General features: G+C 52.5%; 23 protein-coding genes, 2 tRNA genes and 3 rRNA genes. 17 read left to right on the forward strand and 11 right to left on the reverse strand.

Going from position 1 to position 24,977, the window contains the following annotated elements; all coding sequences use genetic code 11:
• The first annotated feature begins 2 nt into the window (after positions 1-2).
• The 4 genes from AKG35_RS08670 (at position 3) to AKG35_RS08685 (ending at position 5,206) form a co-directional block, all read left to right on the forward strand.
• Positions 3-1,823, forward strand: coding sequence for an SLC13 family permease (locus AKG35_RS08670; protein WP_011130994.1), 1,821 nt, complete (start codon positions 3-5; stop codon positions 1,821-1,823).
• 105 nt (positions 1,824-1,928) lie between these two features.
• On the forward strand, positions 1,929-3,332 hold the full coding sequence (locus tag AKG35_RS08675; protein WP_011130995.1) for a TrkH family potassium uptake protein: 1,404 nt from the start codon (positions 1,929-1,931) through the stop codon (positions 3,330-3,332).
• A 24-nt stretch (positions 3,333-3,356) separates the two neighbouring features.
• A complete protein-coding gene (locus AKG35_RS08680) occupies positions 3,357-4,061 on the forward strand; it encodes a potassium channel family protein (RefSeq protein WP_011130996.1) in 705 nt (234 codons plus the stop codon).
• A 5-nt stretch (positions 4,062-4,066) separates the two neighbouring features.
• Positions 4,067-5,206, forward strand: coding sequence for an anhydro-N-acetylmuramic acid kinase (locus AKG35_RS08685; protein WP_011130997.1), 1,140 nt, complete (start codon positions 4,067-4,069; stop codon positions 5,204-5,206).
• Positions 5,207-5,248: 42 nt separating this feature from the next.
• Here the strand turns inward: AKG35_RS08685 and AKG35_RS08690 are convergent, their stop codons facing one another.
• Complete coding sequence (locus AKG35_RS08690; protein WP_011130998.1) at positions 5,249-5,548, reverse strand: ribbon-helix-helix domain-containing protein; 300 nt, start codon at positions 5,546-5,548, stop codon at positions 5,249-5,251.
• A 208-nt stretch (positions 5,549-5,756) separates the two neighbouring features.
• On the opposite strand from AKG35_RS08690, the gene AKG35_RS08695 reads away from it, so the two are divergent.
• Positions 5,757-6,134, forward strand: a complete 378-nt coding sequence (locus AKG35_RS08695; protein WP_011130999.1) for a hypothetical protein — start codon at positions 5,757-5,759, stop codon at positions 6,132-6,134.
• 61 nt (positions 6,135-6,195) lie between these two features.
• Positions 6,196-6,426: a hypothetical protein gene (locus AKG35_RS08700; protein ID WP_011131000.1), complete on the forward strand. Its 231-nt coding sequence runs from the start codon at positions 6,196-6,198 to the stop codon at positions 6,424-6,426.
• On the opposite strand, the gene AKG35_RS08705 is transcribed toward AKG35_RS08700, so the two are convergent.
• Positions 6,404-6,598 (reverse strand): hypothetical protein, encoded by a 195-nt coding sequence (locus AKG35_RS08705; RefSeq protein ID WP_011131001.1) that lies wholly within the window; start codon positions 6,596-6,598, stop codon positions 6,404-6,406. The two genes, AKG35_RS08700 and AKG35_RS08705, sit on opposite strands and share 23 nt — an antisense overlap.
• 79 nt (positions 6,599-6,677) lie before the next feature.
• Here AKG35_RS08705 and AKG35_RS08710 point away from each other — a divergent pair, with 79 nt between their 5' ends.
• Together AKG35_RS08710 and AKG35_RS12425 are read left to right on the forward strand one after the other, a co-directional pair.
• A complete protein-coding gene (locus tag AKG35_RS08710; protein ID WP_011131002.1) occupies positions 6,678-8,402 on the forward strand; it encodes an ABC transporter ATP-binding protein in 1,725 nt (574 codons plus the stop codon).
• A 116-nt stretch (positions 8,403-8,518) separates the two neighbouring features.
• Positions 8,519-8,707, forward strand: coding sequence for a hypothetical protein (locus AKG35_RS12425; protein WP_071818085.1), 189 nt, complete (start codon positions 8,519-8,521; stop codon positions 8,705-8,707).
• 125 nt (positions 8,708-8,832) lie between these two features.
• On the opposite strand, the gene AKG35_RS08715 is transcribed toward AKG35_RS12425, so the two are convergent.
• Complete coding sequence (locus AKG35_RS08715) at positions 8,833-10,020, reverse strand: trypsin-like peptidase domain-containing protein (RefSeq protein ID WP_011131003.1); 1,188 nt, start codon at positions 10,018-10,020, stop codon at positions 8,833-8,835.
• 330 nt (positions 10,021-10,350) lie between these two features.
• On the opposite strand from AKG35_RS08715, the gene AKG35_RS08720 reads away from it, so the two are divergent.
• From AKG35_RS08720 to AKG35_RS08765, 9 genes are all read left to right on the forward strand, one after another.
• Complete coding sequence (locus AKG35_RS08720) at positions 10,351-10,626, forward strand: DUF2973 domain-containing protein (protein ID WP_011131004.1); 276 nt, start codon at positions 10,351-10,353, stop codon at positions 10,624-10,626.
• A gap of 56 nt (positions 10,627-10,682) precedes the next feature.
• Complete coding sequence (locus AKG35_RS08725) at positions 10,683-11,066, forward strand: hypothetical protein (protein WP_011131005.1); 384 nt, start codon at positions 10,683-10,685, stop codon at positions 11,064-11,066.
• Positions 11,067-11,278: 212 nt separating this feature from the next.
• Entirely contained in the window at positions 11,279-13,840 is a 2,562-nt protein-coding gene (gene hrpB, locus AKG35_RS08730; protein ID WP_041384618.1) for an ATP-dependent helicase HrpB, read from the forward strand.
• Positions 13,841-13,945: 105 nt separating this feature from the next.
• Positions 13,946-14,092: a high light inducible protein gene (locus AKG35_RS08735; protein ID WP_041385192.1), complete on the forward strand. Its 147-nt coding sequence runs from the start codon at positions 13,946-13,948 to the stop codon at positions 14,090-14,092.
• 116 nt (positions 14,093-14,208) lie between these two features.
• Positions 14,209-14,394: a hypothetical protein gene (locus AKG35_RS13345; protein WP_041384619.1), complete on the forward strand. Its 186-nt coding sequence runs from the start codon at positions 14,209-14,211 to the stop codon at positions 14,392-14,394.
• Positions 14,384-15,541 (forward strand): exodeoxyribonuclease VII large subunit, encoded by a 1,158-nt coding sequence (gene xseA, locus AKG35_RS08745; protein WP_011131008.1) that lies wholly within the window; start codon positions 14,384-14,386, stop codon positions 15,539-15,541. Before AKG35_RS13345 ends, xseA begins: the two co-directional genes overlap by 11 nt.
• Complete coding sequence (gene xseB / locus AKG35_RS08750; RefSeq protein WP_011131009.1) at positions 15,538-15,870, forward strand: exodeoxyribonuclease VII small subunit; 333 nt, start codon at positions 15,538-15,540, stop codon at positions 15,868-15,870. Before xseA ends, xseB begins: the two co-directional genes overlap by 4 nt.
• Positions 15,871-16,340: 470 nt before the next feature.
• Positions 16,341-16,577: a hypothetical protein gene (locus AKG35_RS13235; RefSeq protein ID WP_041384620.1), complete on the forward strand. Its 237-nt coding sequence runs from the start codon at positions 16,341-16,343 to the stop codon at positions 16,575-16,577.
• Positions 16,578-17,141: 564 nt separating this feature from the next.
• Positions 17,142-17,501: a DUF2834 domain-containing protein gene (locus AKG35_RS08765; RefSeq protein WP_011131010.1), complete on the forward strand. Its 360-nt coding sequence runs from the start codon at positions 17,142-17,144 to the stop codon at positions 17,499-17,501.
• 105 nt (positions 17,502-17,606) lie between these two features.
• Here AKG35_RS08765 and AKG35_RS08770 read toward each other — a convergent pair whose 3' ends face one another.
• The 8 genes from AKG35_RS08770 to AKG35_RS08810 form a co-directional block, all read right to left on the reverse strand.
• Positions 17,607-17,963: a hypothetical protein gene (locus tag AKG35_RS08770; protein WP_011131011.1), complete on the reverse strand. Its 357-nt coding sequence runs from the start codon at positions 17,961-17,963 to the stop codon at positions 17,607-17,609.
• Position 17,964: 1 nt separating this feature from the next.
• Positions 17,965-18,201, reverse strand: coding sequence for a hypothetical protein (locus tag AKG35_RS08775; protein ID WP_011131012.1), 237 nt, complete (start codon positions 18,199-18,201; stop codon positions 17,965-17,967).
• Positions 18,202-18,261: 60 nt separating this feature from the next.
• Positions 18,262-19,206 (reverse strand): YihY/virulence factor BrkB family protein, encoded by a 945-nt coding sequence (locus tag AKG35_RS08780; protein ID WP_011131013.1) that lies wholly within the window; start codon positions 19,204-19,206, stop codon positions 18,262-18,264.
• Positions 19,207-19,384: 178 nt separating this feature from the next.
• A 5S ribosomal RNA gene (gene rrf, locus AKG35_RS08785) occupies positions 19,385-19,501 on the reverse strand.
• Between the two features lie 107 nt (positions 19,502-19,608).
• A 23S ribosomal RNA gene (locus AKG35_RS08790) occupies positions 19,609-22,485 on the reverse strand.
• Between the two features lie 491 nt (positions 22,486-22,976).
• Positions 22,977-23,049, reverse strand: a tRNA-Ala gene (locus tag AKG35_RS08800).
• Positions 23,050-23,058: 9 nt separating this feature from the next.
• Positions 23,059-23,132: transfer RNA gene (locus AKG35_RS08805), tRNA-Ile, on the reverse strand.
• A gap of 182 nt (positions 23,133-23,314) precedes the next feature.
• Positions 23,315-24,799: ribosomal RNA gene (locus AKG35_RS08810) — 16S ribosomal RNA — on the reverse strand.
• Together the 16S, 23S and 5S rRNA genes with 2 tRNA genes alongside form the textbook arrangement of a ribosomal RNA operon.
• Positions 24,800-24,977: the final 178 nt, after the last annotated feature.

Consider the following 24,977-nt stretch of genomic DNA (forward strand, 5'->3'; position numbering starts at 1 on the left):
CTATGGCTGTGCTGAGCACCGCTATTCAAAACCCCCAAGCCCTCATCACCCTGGCGGTGTTGTTGCTGGCGGTGGTGCTCTTCATCAGCGGTGCCCTTGCACCTGAACTCACTGGCCTGCTGAGCATGGCAATGCTGATGGCCACAGGTGTTCTAACTCCCCAACAAGCCCTGGCTGGATTTGGCAGGCCTGCCCTGATTACGCTAATGGGCCTGTTCGCCGTCTCTGCAGCCTTATTCCGCAGTGGTGCCCTGGATCGCGTGCGCGAACTGATCGCATCCGAGCGCATTCGCAGCCCACGCCGGTTGATTGCCTTGTTAGGCCTAGTGGTCGCTCCCATTTCGAGTGTCCTCCCAAACACACCCGTCGTCGCCTCGTTGCTACCTGTCATCGAAGCCTGGTGTCATCGACGCCGTATCTCTCCGTCTAAGGTCCTGCTGCCACTATCATTCGCAGCGCTTTTCGGGAGCACACTCACACTGCTGGGGAGTTCAGTGAATTTGCTGGTCAGTGACATCAGCGAGCAACTGGGCAATGGATCTCTAGAACTGTTTAGCTTCACAGCCATCGGCGTGCCGATCTGGCTCGCCGGAACCACCTATCTCATGCTTGCCCCTCAGGCCCTGTTGCCAGACCGTGGCAGCAACAGCGATGAACTAGGAGACAACAAAGACCAGACCGGTTACTTCACAGAGGTCACCATCCCTCAGAACTCGCAACTGGTAGGACAATCCCTACACAACAGTCGTTTACAACGTCGTTTTGATGTAGACGTGCTGGAACTGCAAAGAGGTCGAGAACGACTCCTACCGCCCCTGGCTGATCGCAGACTGGAACCTGGCGACCGACTTCTTCTCAGGGTCACCCGCGCAGACCTACTTCGTCTCCAACAAGAACACAACGTACAGCTAGCAACAAGAGAGTCGATCGCTCCGTCCTCACTGTCCCCATCTAGCCTGGGCGAAGGGCAAAGAACTGTGGAAGTCCTCCTACCGGCGGGCTCAACTTTGGCTGGTGCAAGTCTGCGTGAACTGCGATTTCGGCAACGCCACAACGCCACAGTTCTTGCTCTCAGGCGTGGTCAGCAAACAGTGCAAGAGCGCCTTGGACAAGCTGTCCTACGCGAAGGCGATGTTTTACTGCTGCAAGCCCCACTGGACTCCATTCGCGGCCTGCAAGCCAGCAATGATTTGCTGGTCCTTGATCAGCTGGAAAACGACCTGCCCACAGTGCGCCGCAAACCACTGACCATCGCCATTGCTTTGGCCATGCTGATCATGCCGACAGTGACTGCCCTGCCACTGGTGGCAGCGGTCCTCCTTGCTGCAGTCGCGATGGTGGCAGGAGGATGCCTTCGCCCAGGGGAACTTCAGCGATCAATTCGTCTCGATGTGATTCTGCTGCTGGGGTCGCTCTCCAGCTTCAGCGTGGCAATGCAGAAAACCGGCCTGGCAGATGCTCTGGCAAGCAGCTTTGAAACCTTGCTGAATGACTGGTCCAATTACTTAGCCTTACTAGTCATCTTTCTGGTCACCACGCTCCTCACCCAGGTGATGAGCCCAGCCGCATCCGTTGCACTACTTGTCCCAGTGGCCATCCAACTCGCACCTGGACTAGACCTTGTACCCAATGCACTGCTCTTCACCGTGCTATTTGGTGCAAGCCAGTCTTTTCTGACACCAATGGGGCATCAGACAAACCTGATGGTGTTCGGTCCTGGGCGTTATCGATTTCTGGATGTAACCCGTTACGGAGCTGGCCTAACAGCCCTGATGACCGTGATGGTTCCTGGGCTGATCCTTTGGCATTTCGGCGGATCTTGAATACAGCAGAACTGTGCCAGCATTTGCAGAATCTGGTTCTATCCATCTGGGGAGAATCCTCAGGACAACCTTTGACTCTCGTCGCGATAAAGCGGAAACCCATCGGTGCCATTTCCTAAAGCCGTCCATCGCACTCAGGATTTGTACCGTCGCCTAACGGTTCCTCAATTCACTGTGGTCACAGGTTTGCTGGTGATCATCGCTGGGACTCTGATTCTCGCCACTCCGGTCTGCTCTAACGCCAAGGTGGGATTGTGGGAAGCATTGTTCACGGCGACCTCAGCAGTGACCGTGACTGGACTTTGCATTATTGATATCGGCCAAGATCTAACCAACGTCGGCCAGGGGGTTCTTGCAGCGATGATCCTTGCAGGTGGCCTTGGGCTGATGGCTATCACCACCTTCTTACAAGGTTTTGTGGTTCGCGGAACTGAACTGAGATGCAGGCTTGATCGAGGCAAAACCCTCGATGAATTCGGGGTTGGCGGCGTAGGCACGACTTTTCGAGGCATTGCCCTCACCGCAACAGTGCTGATCCTGATTGGCGCGATCGTGCTCTACATCTTTGGCTTCAATGACATCACCAACCATGGAGAACGACTGTGGGCTGCACTTTTTCACAGCATCTCTGCATACAACAACGCCGGCTTCGGCCTCTGGTCTGACAGCCTGGAGCACTACCGCAGCAATGCGGTAGTCAATATCGTGATCATCGTCCTGATCGTTCTCGGTGGACTGGGATGGAGAGTTACCAGCGATCTCTGGAGCAATCGCAAACAGCTACAACGCCGCAACCTCAGTCTGCATACCCGTCTGGTCATTCGCACATCCCTGATCCTGATCCTGATCGGAACCGTGGGGCTAGTGATCACTGAATCACTAAGCCAAGACCACTTCCTCTCAAGCATCGGTTGGTCTGAGCGACTGATGAGCTCGCTATTCGGCTCTATCAGTGCCAGAACCGCTGGCTTTACCACCGTGAACCTCTCTCTCGAGAGCATTTCCGATTCAGGGCTACTTCTGCTAATGGCACTGATGTTCATTGGAGCTAGTCCCGGAGGTACTGGCGGTGGCATCAAAACAACCACCCTGGCCGCCTTAATGGCCGCCACCCGTTCAACCCTGCGTGGCCAGGACGATGTCGTCATCCGTAATCGTCAGATTTCCGACAAGGTGGTCTTGAAAGCCGTCGGCATCACAGTGGCATCCCTGCTTTTCGTGCTTGTGATGGCCTTATTGCTGGGTATGTCCAGCAGCCTGAATGGAGAGCAAGCCTTCACCTTTCTAGAGATGTTATTCACATGCATTTCAGCCTTTGCCACTGTGGGGTTCGATGTTGGCGTCACCCAGAACTTGAGTCATTTCGGACAACTCGTGCTGATCGTCGGCATGTTTGTCGGACGACTCGGCATCCTTCTTCTACTCAGCGCAATCTGGGAAGCCGTCAACAAAGATCGGCTCCACCGTCAAAATCGCATCGGCTATCCGCGAGAAGATCTTTATGTCTGAACTTTGGTTTGCTGAGAAAACACAATGAAAGAGTGGTGGAACTGGTCACCCCAACAAGACACCCCTCAGCTTGGCTTTGCGGTAGTGGGAGTAGGGCGCTTCGGGAGCGCCGTCTGTCGTGAACTCATGCAAAACGGTGCAGACGTGCTGGCGGTTGACCGTTCAGAACGATCTATCGAAGAGCTACGACAACTGGAGCCGTCGATCGAAGCAAGAGTTGTGGACTGCACTGACGAGGAATCGATGCGAGAAGCAGGTGTGCTCGAAATGGGAACCGTTGTCGTGGGCATCAGCGAACCGATCGAAGCAAGCATCACAACCACGCTGATTGCCAAGGACAGCGAGGGCAGCAAAGTGCAACAGGTGATTGCCCGAGCCACCAGTGACCTACACGAAAAGATGTTGAAGCGCGTTGGCGCTGATCGGGTGGTATTCCCCTCGAGGATGCAGGGGGAGCGGCTAGGTCTTGAATTAGTGCGGCCCAACCTGATGGAACGCTTGGAACTTGATGACCAAACCTGCATCGAAGAAATCAAAGTTCCCGATCTGTTTGTTGGACATTCCCTACGAGACCTCAACCTACGCAAGAACTACCTAGTAAACGTTCTGGCAGCTGGCCCAACCAAGGGACTGCACGTCAACCCTCCCGCAACGTATGTGCTCGAAAAAGAGCATGTGCTTGTCGTCATGGGATTGGTTGACGACCTCAAGAAACTTCCCAAAACCTGACTTCAATGCGCGTACTGGGGCTGATGAGCGGCACCAGTGCTGATGGTGTTGATGCAGTACTCGCTGAGTTCAGCGGTTCACCATCTGAACCAAAATGGTCGCTACTAAATCTTGTCTGCATCCCCTACCCCGAGGATCTTCGCCAAACAGTTGTCAACGCAGGACAAGGCATCAAACTCAATAGCTGTGAATGGCTCGAGCTATCTGAGTCCATCACCGAGGTTCATGCTCAAGCAGCTCTGGCCTGTGACCCCAGAGCACAAGCTGAGCTCGTGGGTTCTCATGGTCAGACTGTTTGGCATCGTCCTCCTCAGAAGAATCATCGCGGCGCCAGCTGGCAAATCCTGCAAGCCCCTCTACTGGCTGAACTGCTCAAGCGCCCTGTTGTTCATGACTTCCGAGCCGCAGACCTGGCACTAGGAGGCCAGGGAGCACCTTTGGTACCTATGGCTGATGCCGCACTGCTAGGTCGAGTAGGGGGCTGGCGTGGGGTGCTCAATCTTGGAGGAATTGCCAATCTCACCCTGATTCCTCCCCGCAGCGGTCCGGATCGCCTTGCTTCAGTTATGGGCTGGGATTGCGGCCCAGCCAACAGCCTGATAGATCTTGCTGTTGAACAGATCAGCAAAGGCAAGCTTGCCTTTGATCATGATGGAATCATCGCTGCCAGTGGGCATCCGCATACGACCACGATCGAACGCTGGCTGAAGGAAACCTTCTTCCAACTCCCTCCTCCCAAATCAACAGGCCGGGAGCAATTTGGGCTTGCCGATCTAGAGCAGCGCCTCAAGGAACTCCCCAAGATGTCGAGGGCCAATCGTGTCGCCACATTGACCGCTTTCAGCGCAGCCGTTGTGGCACAGGATCTGGACAATCTTCACCTTAGAAATCTGGTTCGCCCCCTGGAACTCATTGTTGCTGGTGGAGGAAGCCGAAATCCTGTGCTGATGAACGAACTAAGACAACGCTGCCGTGGCATGCGACTCCTCAATAGCGATGAGCTGGGCCTCAGCGCTGAAGCCCGAGAAGGTCTTGCCTTTGCATTACTTGCCTGGTGGCATTGCCTCCAGTATCCAGGCAACGCTCCGGCCATAACAGGGGCCAAGCGTGCGGCAGTTCTTGGTGTGAGAGCTGATCCAGCTTGATTCGCCAAGCAGTTCATTGAAGAACTACGAAGACCACCAAACTCAAGAGGGACGATAGAGGCGGAGACGGCGCGGAGCGCCTCTTAAACGCCTGGGCTGTTGAGCTTCAAGAGCCGATCGAAAGCCTTCTGTACTCGCTAACGATGGGGCTGAAACGACCGAACTCTGCTCCTGCTCGTAACGCTGAATACCCTGCTGAATAAGCACTTTGGCCATATTGCTAACGGTGCGGGACTCAAGCTCGGCAAGAGCTGTTAGGCGCACACAAAGCTCTTCAGGCAACACAACCTGGACTCTCGGAGACTTGGGCTTCCCACTGGATGAGGTTTGACGGGTAGCCACGACCCTAAAAAAGTAAGTCTTACTTACAAGTGTACAGAGGTGTGCAAGGATAGTATCCAGCACTATGCTGAGACCACAGTTCGGAATGGTCTATTCCGATGACCCAGTTCAACAATTCCATGGCCCGTCGAAATACCCAATGCTTTTTCAGCCCTAAAGCTCAAGTACCCCCCTCATTCGACTAACAACCAGACATCAGGATTGCCCCATGGACAAACCCACACTTCCAACTTCAACTCGCTTCAATCCACCTCAACAGGCCAACAGCCCTAGCCAATCCAACAGCCCTGTCAAGCAAAACAGCCCTATCAAGCCAAACAGCCGTATCAAATCAAGCAAGGGTCGGCGTTTAAGCCGAAGCCAAGAGAATAGCGATGTGCTGGTATCAGCTGTAATTAGCAGCTATCTGCTCACACATCTCCATCAAGTCTTGCAAAGGGCGGAATACGGCGCCGCTCAGGACGGACGCGAATCCCAGGCCAAAAATTTCGCCCAACTGCGCAAAGTCCTCTGCATGGATGCCCGCAGCATGAAAGACGCATCAGCAACAGGCATGACAGAAGTTGATATAGAGCAAGCAGCATGAACCAAGAATCAGGTCAAATCACTTCAGGCTGAATACAGTTGCAACAGACACTTCCCTCCTGATGAGCAGCAACGCTGCAGTGCTCTACGAACGTATTCAGAACGATCCCGAACACACCAAAGCCCTATTTCGCCAGGCACTCCAAGATCCTCAGGGAGCCTTGAAGGCAATCTGCGATCTAGGGCACAGCATGGGACTCCCTGTCACGCTTGACGAAGTAAAAGCGCACTTGGCCAGCCTCGATGACGCTGACACCAAGCAATGGCTCATCAAGGCTCGGGGGGGGCTTTAAGACCAGGATCTAATTCACGCGAGCGACTTTCTTCTACTTGTGAGGGATTGACGTTTTGCATGCCTCGACGGTCGTAACCGCCACCCCCTGCCAAACTCCAAAAAAACCAGTAACTAGGGATCGCTAGGCCAGCAGCAAGCACAACAGCCGTAATTTGTTCGAATTTCACCATGGCCGGTGATCCGGAATGGATATCCTCCAGTCTGCCCGTATACGAAGCGGGATGATGTTCTTGCGGTTGCTTTCCCTCGGTGCTGCGACTTGAGCACGTCAACAAGGTCTACCCCACGCATGAAGTCCTCAAGGATGTCACCTGGGAAATCAAGCCCGGAGACCGAATCGGACTGGTAGGTGTCAATGGGGCTGGCAAATCCACACAGCTCAAATTAATCGCGGGACTCGAAGAAGCCAGCAGTGGCCAGATTGTGCGCCAGGGGAACCCACGCATCGCCTACTTACAGCAAGAGTTTGATGTTGATCCCTGCCGCACAGTGCGAGAAGAGCTCTTTCAAGCCTTTGGTGAGGCCGCTGCCGTTGTCCATCAACAGCGACTCGTAGAAACCGCCATGGCTACAAAGCGGGCTGCAGAAGACAGCGTTTTTCTCGACAGCCTGATCAAAGACCTAAGCCGTTTACAGAATTGCTTTGAAGCCCTACACGGCTATGAGCTTGAGGCTCGAATCGAAAAACTACTGCCAACACTCCATTTCACATCAGATGGGGCCGATAAACGGGTAGGGGACTATTCCGGGGGATGGCAAATGCGAATTGCTCTCGGCAAGATCCTTCTTCAAGATCCTGATCTGCTCCTGCTCGACGAGCCCACAAACCATCTGGACGTAGACACCATCCAGTGGTTGGAGGACTATCTGCTCAAACAGACCGCCGCCATGGTTGTAATCAGCCACGACCGGACGTTCCTCGATCGGATCTGTACCCAAATCGTGATTACTGAGAGAGGCATTTCGCGCACCTATCTCGGTAACTACACAGCACATCTTGAACAGAAGGCACTCGAAGAGGAAGCAACTCAAGCTGCGTTTGAACGCCAGCAGAAAGATCTCGCCGCCCAACAGGCCTATGTCGATCGATTCAGGGCAAGTGCCACGCGCAGCACCCAAGCCAAAAGCCGAGAGAAACTCCTCGAGAAAGTAGAGCGAATCGAAGCTCCAGTTAAGAGTGTCAGCGGCCCCAGCTTTCGCTTCCCAGACGCTCCACGATCCGGCCGACAGGTGGCTGTGATCGAAGACCTCAGCCACAGCTACGGAGACAAGATTCTCTTCCTAGGCGCCCATCTGGAGGTGGAACCCGGCGATCGGATTGCTTTCATAGGCCCCAACGGCGCAGGCAAATCCACTCTGCTGCGTCTGATCATGGGCTTGGAAGCTGCCGATGACGGCAGGGCTTCCCTCGGAGAACACAACGTGATAGCTGGCTATTTCGAACAGAACCAAGCAGAAGCTCTGGACCTGCAGAAAACCGTCATCGACACAATGTTTGAAGCCGTCCCGGACTGGACCCAAACCCAGGTGCGCTCTCTACTCGGCAGTTTCTGCTTGAGTAATGATGCTGTTTTCAAAAACGTCGAAAATCTCAGTGGTGGAGAAAAGGCTCGCTTAGCCCTAGCCCTAATGCTGGTCAAACCCTGCAATTTGCTGTTACTCGACGAACCAACAAACCACCTCGACATCCCTGCCAAACAGATGCTGGAGGACGCACTGCAGGCTTACGAAGGCGCCGTCCTGCTGGTCTCTCATGATCGCTACTTCATTTCCCGTGTAGCCAATCGCATCGTGGAATTACGCGATGGCGAACTGATTCTTTACCGAGGCAACTACGCTTATTTCCAGGAAAAAAAATCAGAGGAACAAGCCGCAGCCGCTGCAGCATTGGCCCTGGCAGAAAAAGAAGTCAAGCGCTTAGCCAATCGCGATCGCCAAAGAAAGCGTCAAGCCAGAAAAAAAGGCGCGGCTTAAACCCAAAATCTATCCGTTTGGCAAAAAAACTTTAAAGAAGGTTAGGCAGGAAGACTCATTTTCCTTTGAGCACAGCAAATATGTGCATAAGCTAACTTCACAGCCATGTGTACTTGATGACAAGCGTCCCTACCCAACGTGCCGAAGACCTTCATATCTCCAACTCGACTAGCTACGCAAACCATGAGCACGAGCAAACTTGGGATGCCGTTGAGACCTACTTCGAATGCATCACCACCTGCTCGCTGGATGACGGTGAATGCATCACCCGTTGCGTGGAGCAGTTACGAGACACTGACGCATGAATAGCTTCTAGCCGCAGCCGCAAAATGAGATTGCATCACTACCCGCTCATGGGCTGAACATGTCTTAGATCCTTTTGTAGAGCCTGAGACTGGACTAGTCGGGAGTAGTGCACATAACAACAGGGTCAAGGCGCCTGCATCGCCGTCAGCTCCACTGGTGTAACCGCCAACTCAATCCGACTGTCGCCCCGGATTAATCCAAAAGTGATTGGTCGCCCAACTCCATGACGATCAATCGCGCTCACGACCTCAGCAGGCCCATCAATCGGTAACCCTTCCACCGAAATGATCACATCATCAACCTTCAACCCGGCACGCGCTGCAGGCCCATCCGGCACCACGGAACGAATCACAGCACCAGGAGAGTTGGCTTCCCCAGAACGAGCAGATGGCACCGGCGAGAGACCTACACCCACCATCGGATGACTGGCCCGTCCTCGCTCCACCAGCTGCTGGGCGATGGTCCTAGCCCGATTAATAGGAATAGCAAAACCCAGCCCAGCTCCTGGTCCAGAGCGAACGAGTGTATTGATACCCACCACATTGCCCTCAGAATTCAACAGCGGTCCTCCTGAGTTACCTGGATTGATAGCAGCATCGGTCTGAATTAAATCCAACCGCTTGCCAGAGATCCCTAGCTGAGAGACGTTGCGGTTGAGGTTGCTGACGATTCCCAACGTCACCGTATTTTCAAGGCCAAAGGGGTTGCCAACAGCTATGGCCCAATCCCCGACCCGAAGCTGGTCCGAGTCTCCCAATGGGGCTGTGGGCCAAGGCCCCGAGCCATCCAACTGCACTACAGCCAGATCCGTAATCTTGTCCTGACCAACCAGTCGCCCAGGCACCCTTCGACCATCTGGCAATCCCACCATCAGCTGATCGGTCTTCTCCACGACATGAGCATTGGTGAGAACCAATCCTTCCGCCGAAAAAATCACACCACTTCCCTGCCCTCGTTCTATCCGCGAGCGGGGAGCGACTCTGCCAGGCAAACCAAAGAAATGTTGGAACAGCGGGTCGGCTAATAGCCCCTGAGGCAGACCAGCCATGCCCATAGAACGGACCGTCCGACTCGTCTCAAGAGTCACCACAGCAGGGCCGCTGCGAGCCACGGCATCCGCTACAAACGACTGCTTGGATAAGGCTGTCGCGGCTGATGCCGCCTGCAGCGGTTGAGGGGAAAGACCCGACAACACAGGCAGACAAACCAATCCAGTGCCAAGCAGAAGACCACCACGGAAAACCCTGCTCAAACCAGAAGATTGGCTGGATAACCGCAGCTCTGCGGAGGATTCCTCAACTAACGCAGACATTGGCCAAACGACAATCAATTCATGACTTTGACCGTAGACAGAGCTCTCTCAAACAACAGTGTCAATCCTTGACAGAGCTGTGACCAAATACGCCTGAGCTCGTCTTCATGAAGCTTCATTCCCCCACGGAACAGCTCAACAAGCTCCAAACTGAATGAACTGTTGCAACAAATCCTGGGCGCTAATCAGCCCTTAGCCTGAGTTTCGTGAAGTTTGAAAGGCCTGAGCTTTGCCAGAGCCTCGTGATTAGCACGATCATTCAAAGGCAAGCAATGATGAACGCAACGTGGCGACCACCCAATCGCCTTTATCGCAAACCATGAAGCCATCATGGAGAACCCCTTGTTCCCGATCCTTTACGGCGCTGCCTTCCTGATCCTGCTGTGGCAAGCCTTCCGCGTGATGGGGAAGGGTTTCGGCGCCGCCCAGCAACCCATACGTAGCCAACCAATTAGGAAGAACTCACAAGGTGATCGCACCGGTTTGGTGACCGTTCACCCTGAATTACTAGACCAGGAAGGCCGCCTCACAGAAGAAGAGCTCCTCACAGTTCGTTTCTCAGGAGACAACGAGCCACCCCAGTCAACAGAAACTCCTGCTGAATAAATTAGAAAGTCAGTGTCAAAGCTGGCACTGGATTGGACTCGATTGGGGAAGCCCTGGTGGATCAAAGAACGCGCATCGTGGCTGCAGTCATCAAAGCAGTGAAGTTGCCTCCGCGGTTTCGACTGCGGCTGGTCAAAGAAGATCCCGTTCGGCTTGAACTAAGCCTCACCCCTGCTTACGGCAAACAGCCGATCCAAGTGGGATTGGTCGAGTCTCTTGACCTGGTAGCTCGACGCGATCGAGAAGGACGCATCCCTAGAGACTTGCAGGGGACATGGGATTGGACGGTCCGACACGGCGAGGTAAGCACCGGGGGATGGAATCCCTTTCTCAAGGAAGCACTACAAACCATGTTTGAAACAGGGCTACCAGCCATCGTTTACGAAGAACTGACAGGCGAGGACTATCACCCCGTTGACGGCACCCGCCACGTGCGCTGACTGTGAAGGATGTGAAGCCCTGCGAACTACCAGGGCTACAAACAAGGACAAGGGGCTAGACCAGTACAGTTCCGGCTCTTAAGGTTTTCTTCATGAGTAGCCTGCAGCTTTCGACGGCGCCTTTAGTGAGGCTTCTCTTTGCGATAGGAGCCCTAAGCAGTCTGATGCTGCTAGCTCTTCTCAATCTGATCAGCTAACTCTTTCTTTGCAGCTTGGGAGATCTCCCGATCGACTCGCTGCTAACGCAGCTCTGCCACAGCCTTACTGCAAGTGCCACAGTGCTGCTGCAAGCGCCACCAGGGGCAGGGAAAACCACCAGAGTGCCGCTTGCCCTTTTGGGTGCCCTTGATGGTCACACCCCTCTTCCAGGCAGAATCTGGATGCTGGAACCACGACGATTAGCTGTCAAAGCAGCAGCCTCGCGACTAGCCGCAAGCTTGAAAGAGCCATTAGGAGAGCGCGTGGGCTTCGCTATAAGACATGAACAGCTGCGCTCAAAACGAACTCAATTAGAGGTCATTACAGACGGCTTGTTTCTACGTCGCCTTCAGCGTGATCCAAGCCTAAACGGCATTGATTGCGTGATCTTTGATGAATTTCACGAACGACGGCGAGACAGCGACCTCGCCCTGGCCCTTTTGCTTGAAGCCCGACCGCTGCTCCATCCAGAGCTACGGCTTCTGCTCATGTCTGCAACGCTCAATCTTGGCGAATTACAAGATCGCCTACCAGAAGCAACCCTTCTACAGAGCGAGGGGAAAGCCTTCCCCGTCGCGACCCATCATCAGACACCCCGCCCAGACGAACCGTTACCCCATCAGGTGATGCGGGCCATTACGGCCCATGCCCTACCTTTGAGCGAAGCAAGCGATCGCACCAGTTCACGCCCCACCGTGCTGGTGTTCCTGCCTGGACAACGTGAAATCAAACGCACCCAAGAACTACTGGCGGCTCAAGAAAGTCTTACGCATTGGAATCTTGCCTATCTTCACGGGCAACAGCCTCTGCATGTGCAAGCGCGGGCATTGCTTAGGGCTGAATCGCCTTGGATAGGCAAGATCGTCTTAGCAAGTTCTATCGCGGAGAGCTCACTCACCCTCGAAGGGGTTCGACTGGTCATCGACAGCGGCCTGAGTCGGCAAAGTCGCTTTGACCCCAACACTGGCATGGAAGGACTTGAGACAGTGCCCTCCAGCCTGGCAAGCGCCAATCAACGCCAAGGGCGAGCCGGACGCCAAGGTCCAGGCCAATGCGTTCGACTTTGGTCGCTAGCAGAACAACTGCGCAAGCCCGAACATGCACCTCCAGAAATACTTGTTGCCGATCCCATGCCCGTGGTGCTTGAGCTAGCGGCCTGGGGCGCTGGCTTAGGGGAAACCCTGCCATGGATCGACCCCCCACCTCAATCAACGTTGCAGAAGGGAAGGCAACAACTGATCAATCTGAACGCCCTCAACCATGACGGACGGATCACAACGCTAGGCCGCCAGCTATGCAAACTAGGCATACACCCCAGGCTAGGGATCCTGTTGCTCCAAGCCCAAGGATGGGGATGCGCAGCCCTGGGAGCCGAACTAGCCGCTTTACTGGGTGATCGAGATCCCCTCAACAGCCATCATGTTGGCTCAGACCTGAGGGCTCGTCTGGATTGGTTACGTCAGGACCAGCGAGACATTCATCGATCTGCCAGAGAAGCCCATCAACAGATGCGCCGTCTCAGTCAAAGGCTGCTTGATCAACTCAAGACCATTAGACAAGACGATCAATACAGCAAACAAGCAAATAAAGACCTCTCAGAACATGCCCTGGCAGCACAACTAATTGCCACAGCCTTCCCGGAATGGTTGGCCTTGGAACGACCAGGGAAAGCCGGACACTATCGATTGCGACAAGGACGCGGCGCCATTCTCCGCCAGCATGACCCTCTCAGATCTTCTCCTGCCCTAGCAGTTGCAAGGGTGGATCTTGGCCAGGCCAACACACTCATCCAGCTCGCAATCCCCCTCTCGATGCAATGGGTAGAGACGCTGAGCCAGACAGATGGGGAATGGAGTGAATCAGTGAGCTGGGATGAAAAAAGCTCGCGAATACGAGCAGAGCGACTGTTGAAGATCGGCGAACTAGTAATCCAAAGGGAACGCCTCCCACAGCCAGAACCCGAACACTGCCGCAAGATCCTGCTCGATGTCTTATGCCATCAGGGTCTAGGGCAACTCCCCTGGGGCCGTCGCAGCCAACAACTGCGTGCACGCATGGAACTCGCCCACCGCCACCTAGGCACCCCCTGGCCACCTCGCGACCTTAAATTCCTTGGTCATCAGCCAAGTTCATGGCTCAACCAACCGCTGTTGGGTTGCCATAGCTTGGATGAGCTGGGTGAAAAAGGGCTAATAGAAGCTCTCTGGGGAGAGCTCCCCTGGGAGATGCGCCAGAGACTAGACATCCTGCTGCCAAGCCAACTAACCATTCCCTCTGGTCGGTCTGCTGTTCTCAACTATGGCGATGGAGAGGTGAAATTATCGGTGAAGCTTCAAGAAATGTTTGGCTGCGAAGACGGCCCAAAACTGATCAATGGCAAGCTTCCCGTGACCCTTGAACTGCTCTCTCCAGCAGGGCGTACTCTGCAGCTCACAAGAGATCTAGCAGGCTTCTGGAGTGATAGCTATCAGGATGTGCGCCGCGAAATGCGCGGTCGCTACCCGAAGCATCCCTGGCCAGAGAACCCGCGAGAAGCCCAAGCAACAGCCAGCATCAAAAAGCACATGGCCGGATGAGATGAAAACAAGGGGAAAGTTACCTAAAAAATGCGAATCTATTGCCATCAAGACGGTCAAGCCATCTCCATGCTTTGTTACATTGATGAGATCTTGGAGTCACCAATGGCCGACAAACCTCAGCCCCGTTTCGGCTTCGTCAACTTCGCAGAAACCTGGAACGGCCGTCTAGCCATGATGGGCGTCATCATCGGCCTCAGCACCGAACTTCTGACCGGCCAAAGCATTCTCTCTCAGATGGGCCTTGGCTGAATGTCATTGCAACCCTTCAAGCAGTAGCAGCCATATGAGGTGATAAATGTAAATCGACAAAGTTTGCGTAAAGCGCACCCTGCAATAACGATGGGCCAGAGTAGAGAAACGTTGAAGTGATTAACTTGCCCCTACTCTTCGTCAACAACCGACGCGATGGCGCAAGGCTGCTGAGCAGCGCCCTGGTGATTTTCACAATCGCATCCACCCAACTGGATCATGCCTGGGGGCAAGCTGTTGCTGCTCTTAGCGTCGTGATCTGCCTCTACTGGGGCATGGCCTACCGACGCCTTGACCGCTGAATCCCTTCCAAACTATTCAGTCCGCGATCTCAACGCGGCTATTGGCACTCTGCTGGAACGTGGCTTTGCACCTCGATTTCTGGTGGAAGCGTCAGTCTCCAAGCCACAGATCAAAAAAGGTCATCTCTGGCTAACTCTGACTGACGGCAACGCAAGTATCACGGCAGTGGCTTGGGCTTCCAAGCTGCAGCAACTCACCTACAGGCCTGCAGAAGGGGATGGGGTAACGGTTGTCGGCAAGCTCAACTTCTGGGCAACCCGAGCAAGCCTGGCCGTGCAAGTCATAGACCTGCGTCCGTCCCTATCGACGGTGCTACGTCAGTTCGAAATTGTGAAAGCCCTGCTATTGAAAGAGGGCCTCATCGACGAATCGAAACAGAAAGCGTTACCAAAATATCCAGAGGTTGTAGCCATCTTGACCAGCGTGCCGAGTTCCGCCCTGGCAGACATGCTGCGTACAGCAAAAGAGCGCTGGCCTCTAACTCAATTGCTGATCATTCCAATTCCAGTCCAAGGTGGTGTAGCAAAACAAATCCAATCCGTTTTACGTTCTCTGGCTAATCAACATGATGAGCTGGGGATTGCAGCGATCGTGCTGGCCAGAGGAGGTGGCAGTCGTGAAGACCTGATGGTGTTTGATGATGAAGACCTATGCCGTGACCTGGCCAGTTTCCCAATACCGGTGGTGACTGGACTAGGGCATGAGGATGACCAAACAGTGGCTGATCTGGTTGCTGACCATAGAGCCGCGACTCCAACCGCAGCGATGGTGGCCCTGTTGCCCAGTCGGGAGTCAGCTCAAAATGTGCTGATGCAACGCCGTCATCGACTTAAAGACCATTGCAATTGGCTCATTCGCAAAGAACGTGAGCGGCTTGTAATGCGAGGTAAAGCGTTGGAGTGTCAACAACCGCTGAAACAGATAGAGCTTCAGCGCATTCACTTAAGCCAGAAGCATCAGCTCCTCCAAGCTCTATCACCAGAACTCTGGTTGATGCGCGGTTTTGCCATCGTGAAGAACAAGCAAGGTAAAACTCTTCGAAGCGTTGGTAATGTATCTGTGCTGGACAATTTGACCATCCAGCTCAGTGATGGCCAGATCAATACCACCGCAGAAGCAATTAATCAACAAAGGCTCTCGACATGATAAAAGCCACTTCATCATCTGAGAAGACACCAAGAGATTCCGGCTCTAAACAGCAAAAGCACGCCATGAATACTGCGCAATCAACGCTAGATAGCATGCTGAAAGAATGGCGCCAAGATGCGAAATCACTCAGCTACGAAGAATCTCTTCAAGCGCTTGATTTACTCCTTACTCAATTACAGAATGACAGCGTTCCTGTAGAAGAGCTCCAAAGACACTACTTACAAGGGAAGGTCTACCTTGAGCGCTGTGAAGCACTGCTTAATACCGTCGAACAAAGCGTGCTGCAGCTCGATGCGAGTAGCCTAAAACCTAATTCAGACACATAATTCAGCAGAGGTTTACACTTTAGACCAGTCTTAACTCCAATTTTCTGAAGCCTACTTGCCCAAATAAATGACTAATTGACTAGCCTGCAATTACTGATGGCTGTCCTCAGAGAAGGTGCTGAATCATTCGGAAATAAAAACTACTATTAATAGTTTGAGGGGGCAACAGTTACGCACTTGGCCATCAGTCAAGACCTGAGTCATTAACAATACGAGCCACAATTACTGAAGCCAACTTCTAGCAATTGCCAAAGAATCGTGCCTCCTATTGCCTGGCAAGATTGCTCAGCTGTTCAAAGCATAAACAATCTAAATGCCTTGATAAGTATTAGGGACCATGACTCCAATGATGCTGTTTGCGCCTATCAAGAAAATCGTGCTCAAAATTATTTCACTCAAAAATTCTTAAATTACAAAAATCAATAGCACCTTTAAAGGATCGCTACAATGGTTTCAGCTGAAGCAAATCAATGGGCATGGTTCTCAACTACATACTCTTGACCTTTATCAGTTGGCCATTTGTAGCACTGGTAGCAGGTTGGTGTTGCCAACCGTTATTTCCAAATAACAAGGCCTTCGACTTACAAAGGAATAGTGGCCGTACAACATTCGCCACTCGATCGCTGATTATCTCTGCTGTTCTCTCAGCAATTGCCTGCTTCATCGATTTACCAATCATCAGCCAGCCTTCAAGTTTAGGCCTTTAAAGAAACAACTTCATGCCTCTCGTTAACGACGACTGAAAATCAAAAAAATTTGATCTCTGCTTTGATTGACAACGCCACTTAAAAACATAATCATGAGGCAGCATTCGCTTTGAGCTTGGCTATGGAGAACAGGCATCTTTAATCATTGAAAGTCATCTGTTTATGCTGAAAAATCATGGGCCAAGAGAATCTTTCAGCAAAAATTCAACTCTGGCCATATGATCTAAGTGCTAACTTCAATTCCATAAAGACAATTGACAAAAAGCATCTACCCTAACATGATTGAAACTCCAAAACAACAAGCAGCTCTAACCACTTCAAAGCCATACATTATGGCCACAATTCGTTAAGGTAATGAGTGGTTATCTTATGGCATTGCTCAAGCAAAGCGAAAAAGATATTTCCAAAACTTTGCCACTTTTTCTTCAGGCCCAGCGCATTGAACCGCAGTTCGCCTCTATGAAGGCACTGGCGACACTCAGACCAGTAATCATACATATACAACTAATCAGTGATTTCACATGGCTTCTTCACTAGCGTTGCAACTATCACATCACGAGTGGCATGAAAGCACCAAATAGTTTGCTGCAATGGGTCTACTTGATCCTAGCAATCACTGGAGCGATCCTTCCTACACTAGCCAACATCGACTTTATGCAGCAATACGGACCAGACTTTGATATCAGCTTATTTGTAGCACTATCGAATGCAAATCCTGCAGCTCAATCTTTATCCCGAGATCTGATCATAGGTGCTAGTGCTATAACCATCTGGATCGTTGTAGAGAGTCGACGACTTCAAATGCGACACCTGTGGATCGTGCTTTTAAGTAGCATCACAATTGCCTTTGCATTTGCCGCACCATTATTTCTCTTCCTGCGTGAACGTCGGCTACAAGAAATGGCAAATCATGCTGAGAACTAGAAATACACTGTTGATAGCTCTAATTGATGTTTTCAACCTCTTATCATACAAAAACACGCTCCTCAATAGGAGCGGATAAACACACTGATTAGTGTCTAAAGATCATCAACCCTCTGAACCAGCATCTTCAGCCGTAATATCAATTGTGGCCGCACTAGCAGGGGTAGAAATCCCTCCATCATCTTTAAAATCACCTAACTCTGAAGTATCAGACAGCCCTGCACCACAGACAGGACACTGACCAGAGCTGCCAAAAGTGCGCAATCCACAAGCCTGACAAGTCACCATGCGGGACTGAAGAACACGCCAACCCAACCAACCAAAGCCAGCCAGCAAAAACGGTAAGACCAAAGCGACCAGCATTAACCCACCAGCGAGATCAAGCAAAATCCGCCCGGCTGCAGTGGGCAACAGCAAGATCAGCAGAAGGGCCAACCAAATCAGAGGAGAAGGCCTGGCCATTTCAACGCTGGAAGCGGGCGTCCCGCTCCATCCAAGACTCCAAGGCTGCTAAGACTTCGATCAAAGCCCAGCTTCCAAAAAAGACTCCGGCAACCAGGGCTACCACAAATCCGATCAGCAGCATTACAGGCACGGCCAAAAGAGTAAGACCTGTAATCAGCACAACCGCACCTATCGCCATACTCAATAGAGCCATGCCTGCAAAGGCCGGCGGCAACCGGGCAGAGCGTGCTCGCATCAGAGAAGGCACAACAATCAATTAAAAATCAATTTTATGCTGACTGAAGACGTTGTGAAATCAGCTTTTTAGCGGGTTCGGTTCTCCCCATTGATGCCGACTCCTACTGGCAAGAACCACGCTCCAGCACTGCCCAAAGTAAAGGATCACACCGACCATCCAAACCCAAAAGGTGAGCACCAGAACACCACCGATGAAGCCATAAGCCTGATAACGCGTGCCCAGCGAAAGAATGCTGCGGCTAACAACCAGGTTGAGGATCGTCAAAAGCGTACCAATCAAAAAAGACCCAGGGACAAGAGGCCTGAGTGGGACACGTCTACTAGGTAGCAAAGCCTGCAACAACAACGCCATCCCAGAGAGACCGAGTAATGGCACAACGAACTGACCTACCTGAAGCACAGGCACTCGAGACAACAAAGCGGCAAGCCATGGTGTCGTGCGAATCAGCTCATCCCAAACAGCACCTGGGATAATGCGTAGATTGACGCTGATCTGATCAACAACAACAAGCAGCCCGACCAGGATCACGACCACAAAAGCCTCAATTCGAGCACGCAGGAAGCGGGTTAGCTGAACAACAAATGGTGCAGGTGTTGAAGGCAGGGGCAACAGGTCTCGCCAAAGACGATCAGCACCACGCTGCAAAGTTAAATAGGCGTTACCTGCAGTCACCATCAGAAAAACAGCTCCGAGCAATCCTGCACCAAAGCCTTGTTTGACAAGTTTGACCAATGTTGATTCCACCAAACCAACAACAGAAGGTGGGAGAACCTGCGCAGTAAAGTCAACAATTTGCTGATCAAGACCATGCTGACGGCCAAGAAACCAAGAGGCCACAGACAGCGAGATCAACAGAATTGGGAAAAATGACTGCAACGTGTAATAAGCAAAAGCAGCACTAAGATCTACACAATCACAACGTATCCAGCGAAGGTAAGCCCGCCACAAACTTGCGACCAACCATCTAGCCCAACGTTTCCAACGAAGCTCCACGCTTGGCATTCATCTACTGCTAATAACGCTAGCGCCAGCCAATCAAAGACCTCAGGTGTCTATTTGATTATCTTCTTTAAAAATCACACTGACTTAGCCATCAAAAAAGCCACCCCTGCGGGTGGCTTTTTCTTGGTAAATCAACAACTCTTTCGCAAGATTGATGATCTACATGTGGAAATGTTTTACCTGGCATTGAGCTATTTTCTCAGAGGGCTACCCCTAAAATATCGTCGCCGCTGATGCGTTTCACAACCGAGTTCGAGATGGATCGGAGTGGTTCCACATCGCCATGAACACCAGGATAAAATCATTCCCAAGGAGTGAACCTTGAGAACTGCATAGGTCATCATCCTTGCGAATGATGCTCTGAATTGAATAAAACTTGTTTCTCGGGCAAGAACCAAATGGATGGTCAAGCCCTCGGTCTATTAGTACTCCTCCGCTGCATCCATTACTGGACTTCCACGTAGAGCCTATCAACGGGTGTTCTTCCCGTGACCTTACTGGCTTATGCCATGGGAACACTCATCTTGAGGTGGGCTTCCCACTTAGATGCTTTCAGCGGTTATCCACTCCGCACATGGCTACCCAGCGTTTACCGTTGGCACGATAACTGGTACACCAGAGGTGCGTTCCTCCCGGTCCTCTCGTACTAGGGAGAAATCCTCTCAATGTTCCTGCGCGTACACCGGATATGGACCGAACTGTCTCACGACGTTCTGAACCCAGCTCGCGTACCGCTTTAATGGGCGAACAGCCCAACCCTTGGGACCGACTTCAGCCCCAGGTTGCGATGAGCCGACATCGAGGTGCCAAACCTCCCCGTCGATGTGAACTCTTGGGGGAGATCAGCCTGTTATCCCTAGAGTAACTTTTATCCGTTGAGCGACGGCCCTTCCACTCAGAACCGTCGGATCACTAAGGCCGACTTTCGTCCCTGTTCGACTTGTAGGTCTCACAGTCAAGCTCCCTTCTGCCTTTGCACTCGTCGACTGATTTCCAACCAGCCTGAGGGAACCTTTGCGCGCCTCCGTTACCTTTTAGGAGGCGACCGCCCCAGTCAAACTGCCCACCTGATACTGTCCGCTCCCCGGATAACGGGTGAACGTTAGAACCCTAGCTCTGAAAGAGTGGTATCTCACCATTGACTCAGTAGCACCCACGAGCACTACTTCAACGTCTCCCACCTATCCTGCGCATTCAGAGCCCGGGCACAATACCAAGCTACAGTAAAGCTTCATAGGGTCTTTCTGTCCGGGTGTACGTAGTCCGCATCTTCACAGACAATTCTATTTCGCCGAGCCTCTCTCCGAGACAGCGCCCAGATCGTTACGCCTTTCGTGCGGGTCGGAACTTACCCGACAAGGAATTTCGCTACCTTAGGACCGTTATAGTTACGGCCGCCGTTCACCGGGGCTTCAGTCGCCAGCTTCGCTTACGCTGACCGGCTTCCTTAACCTTCCGGCACTGGGCAGGCGTCAGCCCCCATACATCGTCTTGCGACTTAGCGGAGACCTGTGTTTTTGGTAAACAGTCGCCTGGGCCTCTTCACTGCGACCAGCTCTCGCTGGCACCCCTTCTCCCGAAGTTACGGGGCCATTTTGCCGAGTTCCTTAGAGAGAGTTATCTCGCGCCCCTCGGTATTCTCTACCACCCTACCTGTGTCGGTTTCGGGTACTGGCAGTTATGCCTTAACGGGTATAGGGCTTTTCTTGGAAGCATGACATCACCAACTTCGCTGCCGTAGCAGCTCGTATTCACGCCTTAGCTCAGAACGTTTTCGCCGCTCCTCAACGCCTCGAACGCTTAAACCAGTAACCAACATCTGGCTTGGCTAGCCTTCTCCGTCCCCCTTCCCAAAACATAACCGGTACAGGAATGTTGACCTGTTATCCATCGACTACGCCTTTCGGCCTCGCCTTAGGTCCAGACTAACCCTCCGCGGACGAGCCTGCCGGAGGAACCCTTAGGGTTTCGGGGCATGGGATTCTCACCCATGTTTTCGCTACTCAAGCCGACATTCTCACTTCTATGCAGTCCACGCCCGCTTACGCTAACGCTTCGCCCCACATAGAACGCTCCCCTACCATTTAACAAGTTAAATCCGCAGCTTCGGTACAACACTTAGCCCCGTTCATTTTCGGCGCAGGATCGCTCGACCAGTGAGCTATTACGCACTCCTTTGAGGATGGCTGCTTCTAGGCAAACCTCCTGGTTGTCTGGGCAATCCCACCTCCTTTATCACTTAGTGTTGATTTGGGGACCTTAGCTGGCGGTCTGGGCTGTTTCCCTTTCGACTATGGAGCTTATCCCCCACAGTCTGACTGCCTAGTTACACACAGGGTATTCAGAGTTCATCTCGATTAGGTACCGCTCTCGCAGCCCGCACCGAAATGGTGGCTTTACCCCCCTGCTGGAGCACTAGACGCTACGCCTCAACGTATTTCGGGGAGAACCAGCTAGCTCCGGGTTCGATTGGCATTTCACCCCTAACCACAGCTCATCCGCTGATTTTTCAACATCAGTCGGTTCGGACCTCCACTTGGTATCACCCAAGCTTCATCCTGGCCATGGTTAGATCACCCGGGTTCGGGTCTATAAACACTGACGATCGCCCTATTCAGACTCGCTTTCGCTATGGCTCCACCATTTCCGGTTTAACCTGCCAGTGCCTATAAGTCGCCGGCTCATTCTTCAACAGGCACACGGTCACCCGATTTAGTCGGGCTCCCATTGCTTGTAGGCTCATGGTTTCATGTTCTATTTCACTCCCCTCCCGGGGTTCTTTTCACCTTTCCCTCGCGGTACTGTTGCGCTATCGGTCACACAGTAGTACTTAGCCTTACGAGGTGGTCCTCGCGGATTCACACGGAATTTCACGTGCTCCGTGCTACTCGGGATACAGCTAGTTCAGTTCAGTTTTCGGTTACGGGACTTTCACCCTCTGTGGTGTGCCATTCAAACACTTCTCCTAACATCCCTGATACACATTGCTGTCCCACAACCCCGATGGTCGAAACCATCGGTTTAGGCTCTTCCCCGTTCGCTCGCCGCTACTTAGGGAGTCGTTTTTACTTTCCTTTCCTCCAGCTACTAAGATGTTTCAGTTCGCTGGGTTGGCTCGCACCAGCCTATGGATTCAGCTGGCCGTACTAGGGGTTGCCCCATTCGGAAATTCCCGGATCAAAGCGTGTGTCCAGCTCCCCGAGACTTATCGCAGGTAACTACGTCCTTCATCGCCTCTGTGTGCCAAGGTATCCACCATGAGCCCTTTGTAGCTTGACCAATTAATCTCTATAACGCTTCACGTAGTTGAATACGTATTCTTAGCAATTTACCTGGCTTCAATCTCAAACTTCTCCAGTTAAACTGAATTGTTTGTCATTGAAGATGGTTTGAATCACCAATCAAACTCTCGATGCCTCGATGACATCGAAAGAACGCTATAGAGTCTCGGCTCTTGACTCAAGAATCAAACATCATTCTCGTTGATCAACCTCAGCTCTCTGCTCGCGCAGATTGCATCAGCTGATTCCCAAGAATCATGCATCCATGAGATGCTTTATTCTTTCCAGACTTACCTATGCAGTTGTCAAGGTTCTGCTGAACATCTCTGCAATTCTTGCGAATTACAGTGAGCCCAGCGTCCTATCAACCTCATCTCAATTGATTGAGTCCTGGAATGATAAGAAGCTAGGGTCTGCCAGCAAACTTAAATTCTAAATCACATCACACAACGGTTCTCACCATTGGCTCGTTGTCAGAAGATTCGTCAGTGGAGGTTAGCGGACTCGAACCGCTGACATCCTGCTTGCAAAGCAGGCGCTCTACCAACTGAGCTAAACCCCCAACACCGAATGGGCCATCCTGGACTTGAACCAGGGACCTCACCCTTATCAGGGGTGCGCTCTAACCACCTGAGCTAATGGCCCAGGAGTAACCCTTGCGGGGTGTGACCTAGACAAGTTTAGGAACTAAAATCAATCATCAATCTCCAAGCTGATTACTCAGCTTTTCTTTGATTCTCAACTTGAGGTACCGATCGACCTAAGGTGACAGGATCATGGCCTAAGTATCAATAACTCAGACATCACGATCAGTTGTTGTCTCCCTGTTAGGAGGTGATCCAGCCGCACCTTCCGGTACGGCTACCTTGTTACGACTTCACCCCAGTCATCAGCCCCACCTTCGGCGTCCTCCTCCACAAGGGTTGGAGTAACGACTTCGGGCGTGGCCAACTTCCATGGTGTGACGGGCGGTGTGTACAAGGCCCGGGAACGTATTCACCGCAGTATGCTGACCTGCGATTACTAGCGATTCCTTCTTCACGTAGGCGAGTTGCAGCCTACGATCTGAACTGAGCCACGGTTTATGGGATTTGCTTGCCCTCGCGAGTTCGCTGCCCTTTGTCCGTAGCATTGTAGTACGTGTGTAGCCCAGGATGTAAGGGGCATGATGACTTGACGTCATCCACACCTTCCTCCGGTTTATCACCGGCGGTCTCTCTAGAGTGCCCAACTGAATGCTGGCAACTAAAAACGTGGGTTGCGCTCGTTGCGGGACTTAACCCAACATCTCACGACACGAGCTGACGACAGCCATGCACCACCTGTCACTGCGTTCCCAAAGGCACCCTCTAATTTCTTAGAGGTTCGCAGGATGTCAAACCCTGGTAAGGTTCTTCGCGTTGCATCGAATTAAACCACATACTCCACCGCTTGTGCGGGCCCCCGTCAATTCCTTTGAGTTTCACACTTGCGTGCGTACTCCCCAGGCGGAACACTTAACGCGTTGGCTACGACACCGAGGGGGTCGATTCCCCCGACACCTAGTGTTCATCGTTTACGGCCAGGACTACAGGGGTATCTAATCCCTTTCGCTCCCCTGGCTTTCGTCCATGAGCGTCAGTTATGGCCCAGCAGAGCGCCTTCGCCACTGGTGTTCTTCCCGATATCTACGCATTTCACCGCTACACCGGGAATTCCCTCTGCCCCTACCACACTCAAGCCAATCAGTTTCCACTGCCTTGATGGAGTTAAGCTCCACGCTTTAACAGCAGACTTGAAAAGCCGCCTGCGGACGCTTTACGCCCAATAATTCCGGATAACGCTTGCCACTCCCGTATTACCGCGGCTGCTGGCACGGAATTAGCCGTGGCTTATTCCTCAAGTACCGTCAGATCTTCTTCCTTGAGAAAAGAGGTTTACAGCCCAGAGGCCTTCATCCCTCACGCGGCGTTGCTCCGTCAGGCTTGCGCCCATTGCGGAAAATTCCCCACTGCTGCCTCCCGTAGGAGTCTGGGCCGTGTCTCAGTCCCAGTGTGGCTGATCATCCTCTCAGACCAGCTACTGATCGATGCCTTGGTGAGCCATTACCTCACCAACTAGCTAATCAGACGCGGGCTCATCCTCAGGCGAAATTCATTTCACCTCTCGGCATATGGGGTATTAGCGGCCGTTTCCAACCGTTATCCCCCTCCTGAGGGCAGATTCCCACGCGTTACTCACCCGTCCGCCACTAACCCGAAGGTTCGTTCGACTTGCATGTGTTAAGCACGCCGCCAGCGTTCATCCTGAGCCAGGATCAAACTCTCCGTAGTAGATCAAACCCTCTCGCAATCAACCCTTACAGGCTCATCACTCAGTCTGATTTGCTTCACCCACTCATTCGCACTGGCGTACGACAAGCAGTTGTTGCCCCCTTCCTCTGACAGAAGGATTACAAGAGTGCACTTCAGAATCTCTTCCTTCTGTGACTTTCCAGGATCTCAGATCCGG

This window comes from Prochlorococcus marinus str. MIT 9313 (assembly GCF_000011485.1).
In the GTDB taxonomy this organism is placed as follows: domain Bacteria; phylum Cyanobacteriota; class Cyanobacteriia; order PCC-6307; family Cyanobiaceae; genus Prochlorococcus; species Prochlorococcus marinus_D.

What these genes read in the sequence shown, in the direction of transcription:
- AKG35_RS08670 (WP_011130994.1), top strand. Translation starts at nt 3, where the DNA reads ATGGCTGTGCTGAGCACCGCTATTCAAAACCCCCAAGCCCTCATCACC.
- AKG35_RS08680 (WP_011130996.1), top strand. Translation starts at nt 3,357, where the DNA reads ATGAAAGAGTGGTGGAACTGGTCACCCCAACAAGACACCCCTCAGCTT.
- AKG35_RS08685 (WP_011130997.1), top strand. Translation starts at nt 4,067, where the DNA reads ATGCGCGTACTGGGGCTGATGAGCGGCACCAGTGCTGATGGTGTTGAT.
- AKG35_RS08695 (WP_011130999.1), top strand. Translation starts at nt 5,757, where the DNA reads ATGGACAAACCCACACTTCCAACTTCAACTCGCTTCAATCCACCTCAA.
- AKG35_RS08700 (WP_011131000.1), top strand. Translation starts at nt 6,196, where the DNA reads ATGAGCAGCAACGCTGCAGTGCTCTACGAACGTATTCAGAACGATCCC.
- AKG35_RS08705 (WP_011131001.1), bottom strand. Translation starts at nt 6,598, where the DNA reads ATGGTGAAATTCGAACAAATTACGGCTGTTGTGCTTGCTGCTGGCCTA.
- AKG35_RS12425 (WP_071818085.1), top strand. Translation starts at nt 8,519, where the DNA reads ATGACAAGCGTCCCTACCCAACGTGCCGAAGACCTTCATATCTCCAAC.
- AKG35_RS08715 (WP_011131003.1), bottom strand. Translation starts at nt 10,020, where the DNA reads ATGTCTGCGTTAGTTGAGGAATCCTCCGCAGAGCTGCGGTTATCCAGC.
- AKG35_RS08720 (WP_011131004.1), top strand. Translation starts at nt 10,351, where the DNA reads ATGGAGAACCCCTTGTTCCCGATCCTTTACGGCGCTGCCTTCCTGATC.
- AKG35_RS08735 (WP_041385192.1), top strand. Translation starts at nt 13,946, where the DNA reads ATGGCCGACAAACCTCAGCCCCGTTTCGGCTTCGTCAACTTCGCAGAA.
- xseB (WP_011131009.1), top strand. Translation starts at nt 15,538, where the DNA reads ATGATAAAAGCCACTTCATCATCTGAGAAGACACCAAGAGATTCCGGC.
- AKG35_RS13235 (WP_041384620.1), top strand. Translation starts at nt 16,341, where the DNA reads ATGGGCATGGTTCTCAACTACATACTCTTGACCTTTATCAGTTGGCCA.
- AKG35_RS08765 (WP_011131010.1), top strand. Translation starts at nt 17,142, where the DNA reads ATGAAAGCACCAAATAGTTTGCTGCAATGGGTCTACTTGATCCTAGCA.
- AKG35_RS08770 (WP_011131011.1), bottom strand. Translation starts at nt 17,963, where the DNA reads ATGGCCAGGCCTTCTCCTCTGATTTGGTTGGCCCTTCTGCTGATCTTG.
- AKG35_RS08775 (WP_011131012.1), bottom strand. Translation starts at nt 18,201, where the DNA reads ATGCGAGCACGCTCTGCCCGGTTGCCGCCGGCCTTTGCAGGCATGGCT.
- AKG35_RS08780 (WP_011131013.1), bottom strand. Translation starts at nt 19,206, where the DNA reads ATGCCAAGCGTGGAGCTTCGTTGGAAACGTTGGGCTAGATGGTTGGTC.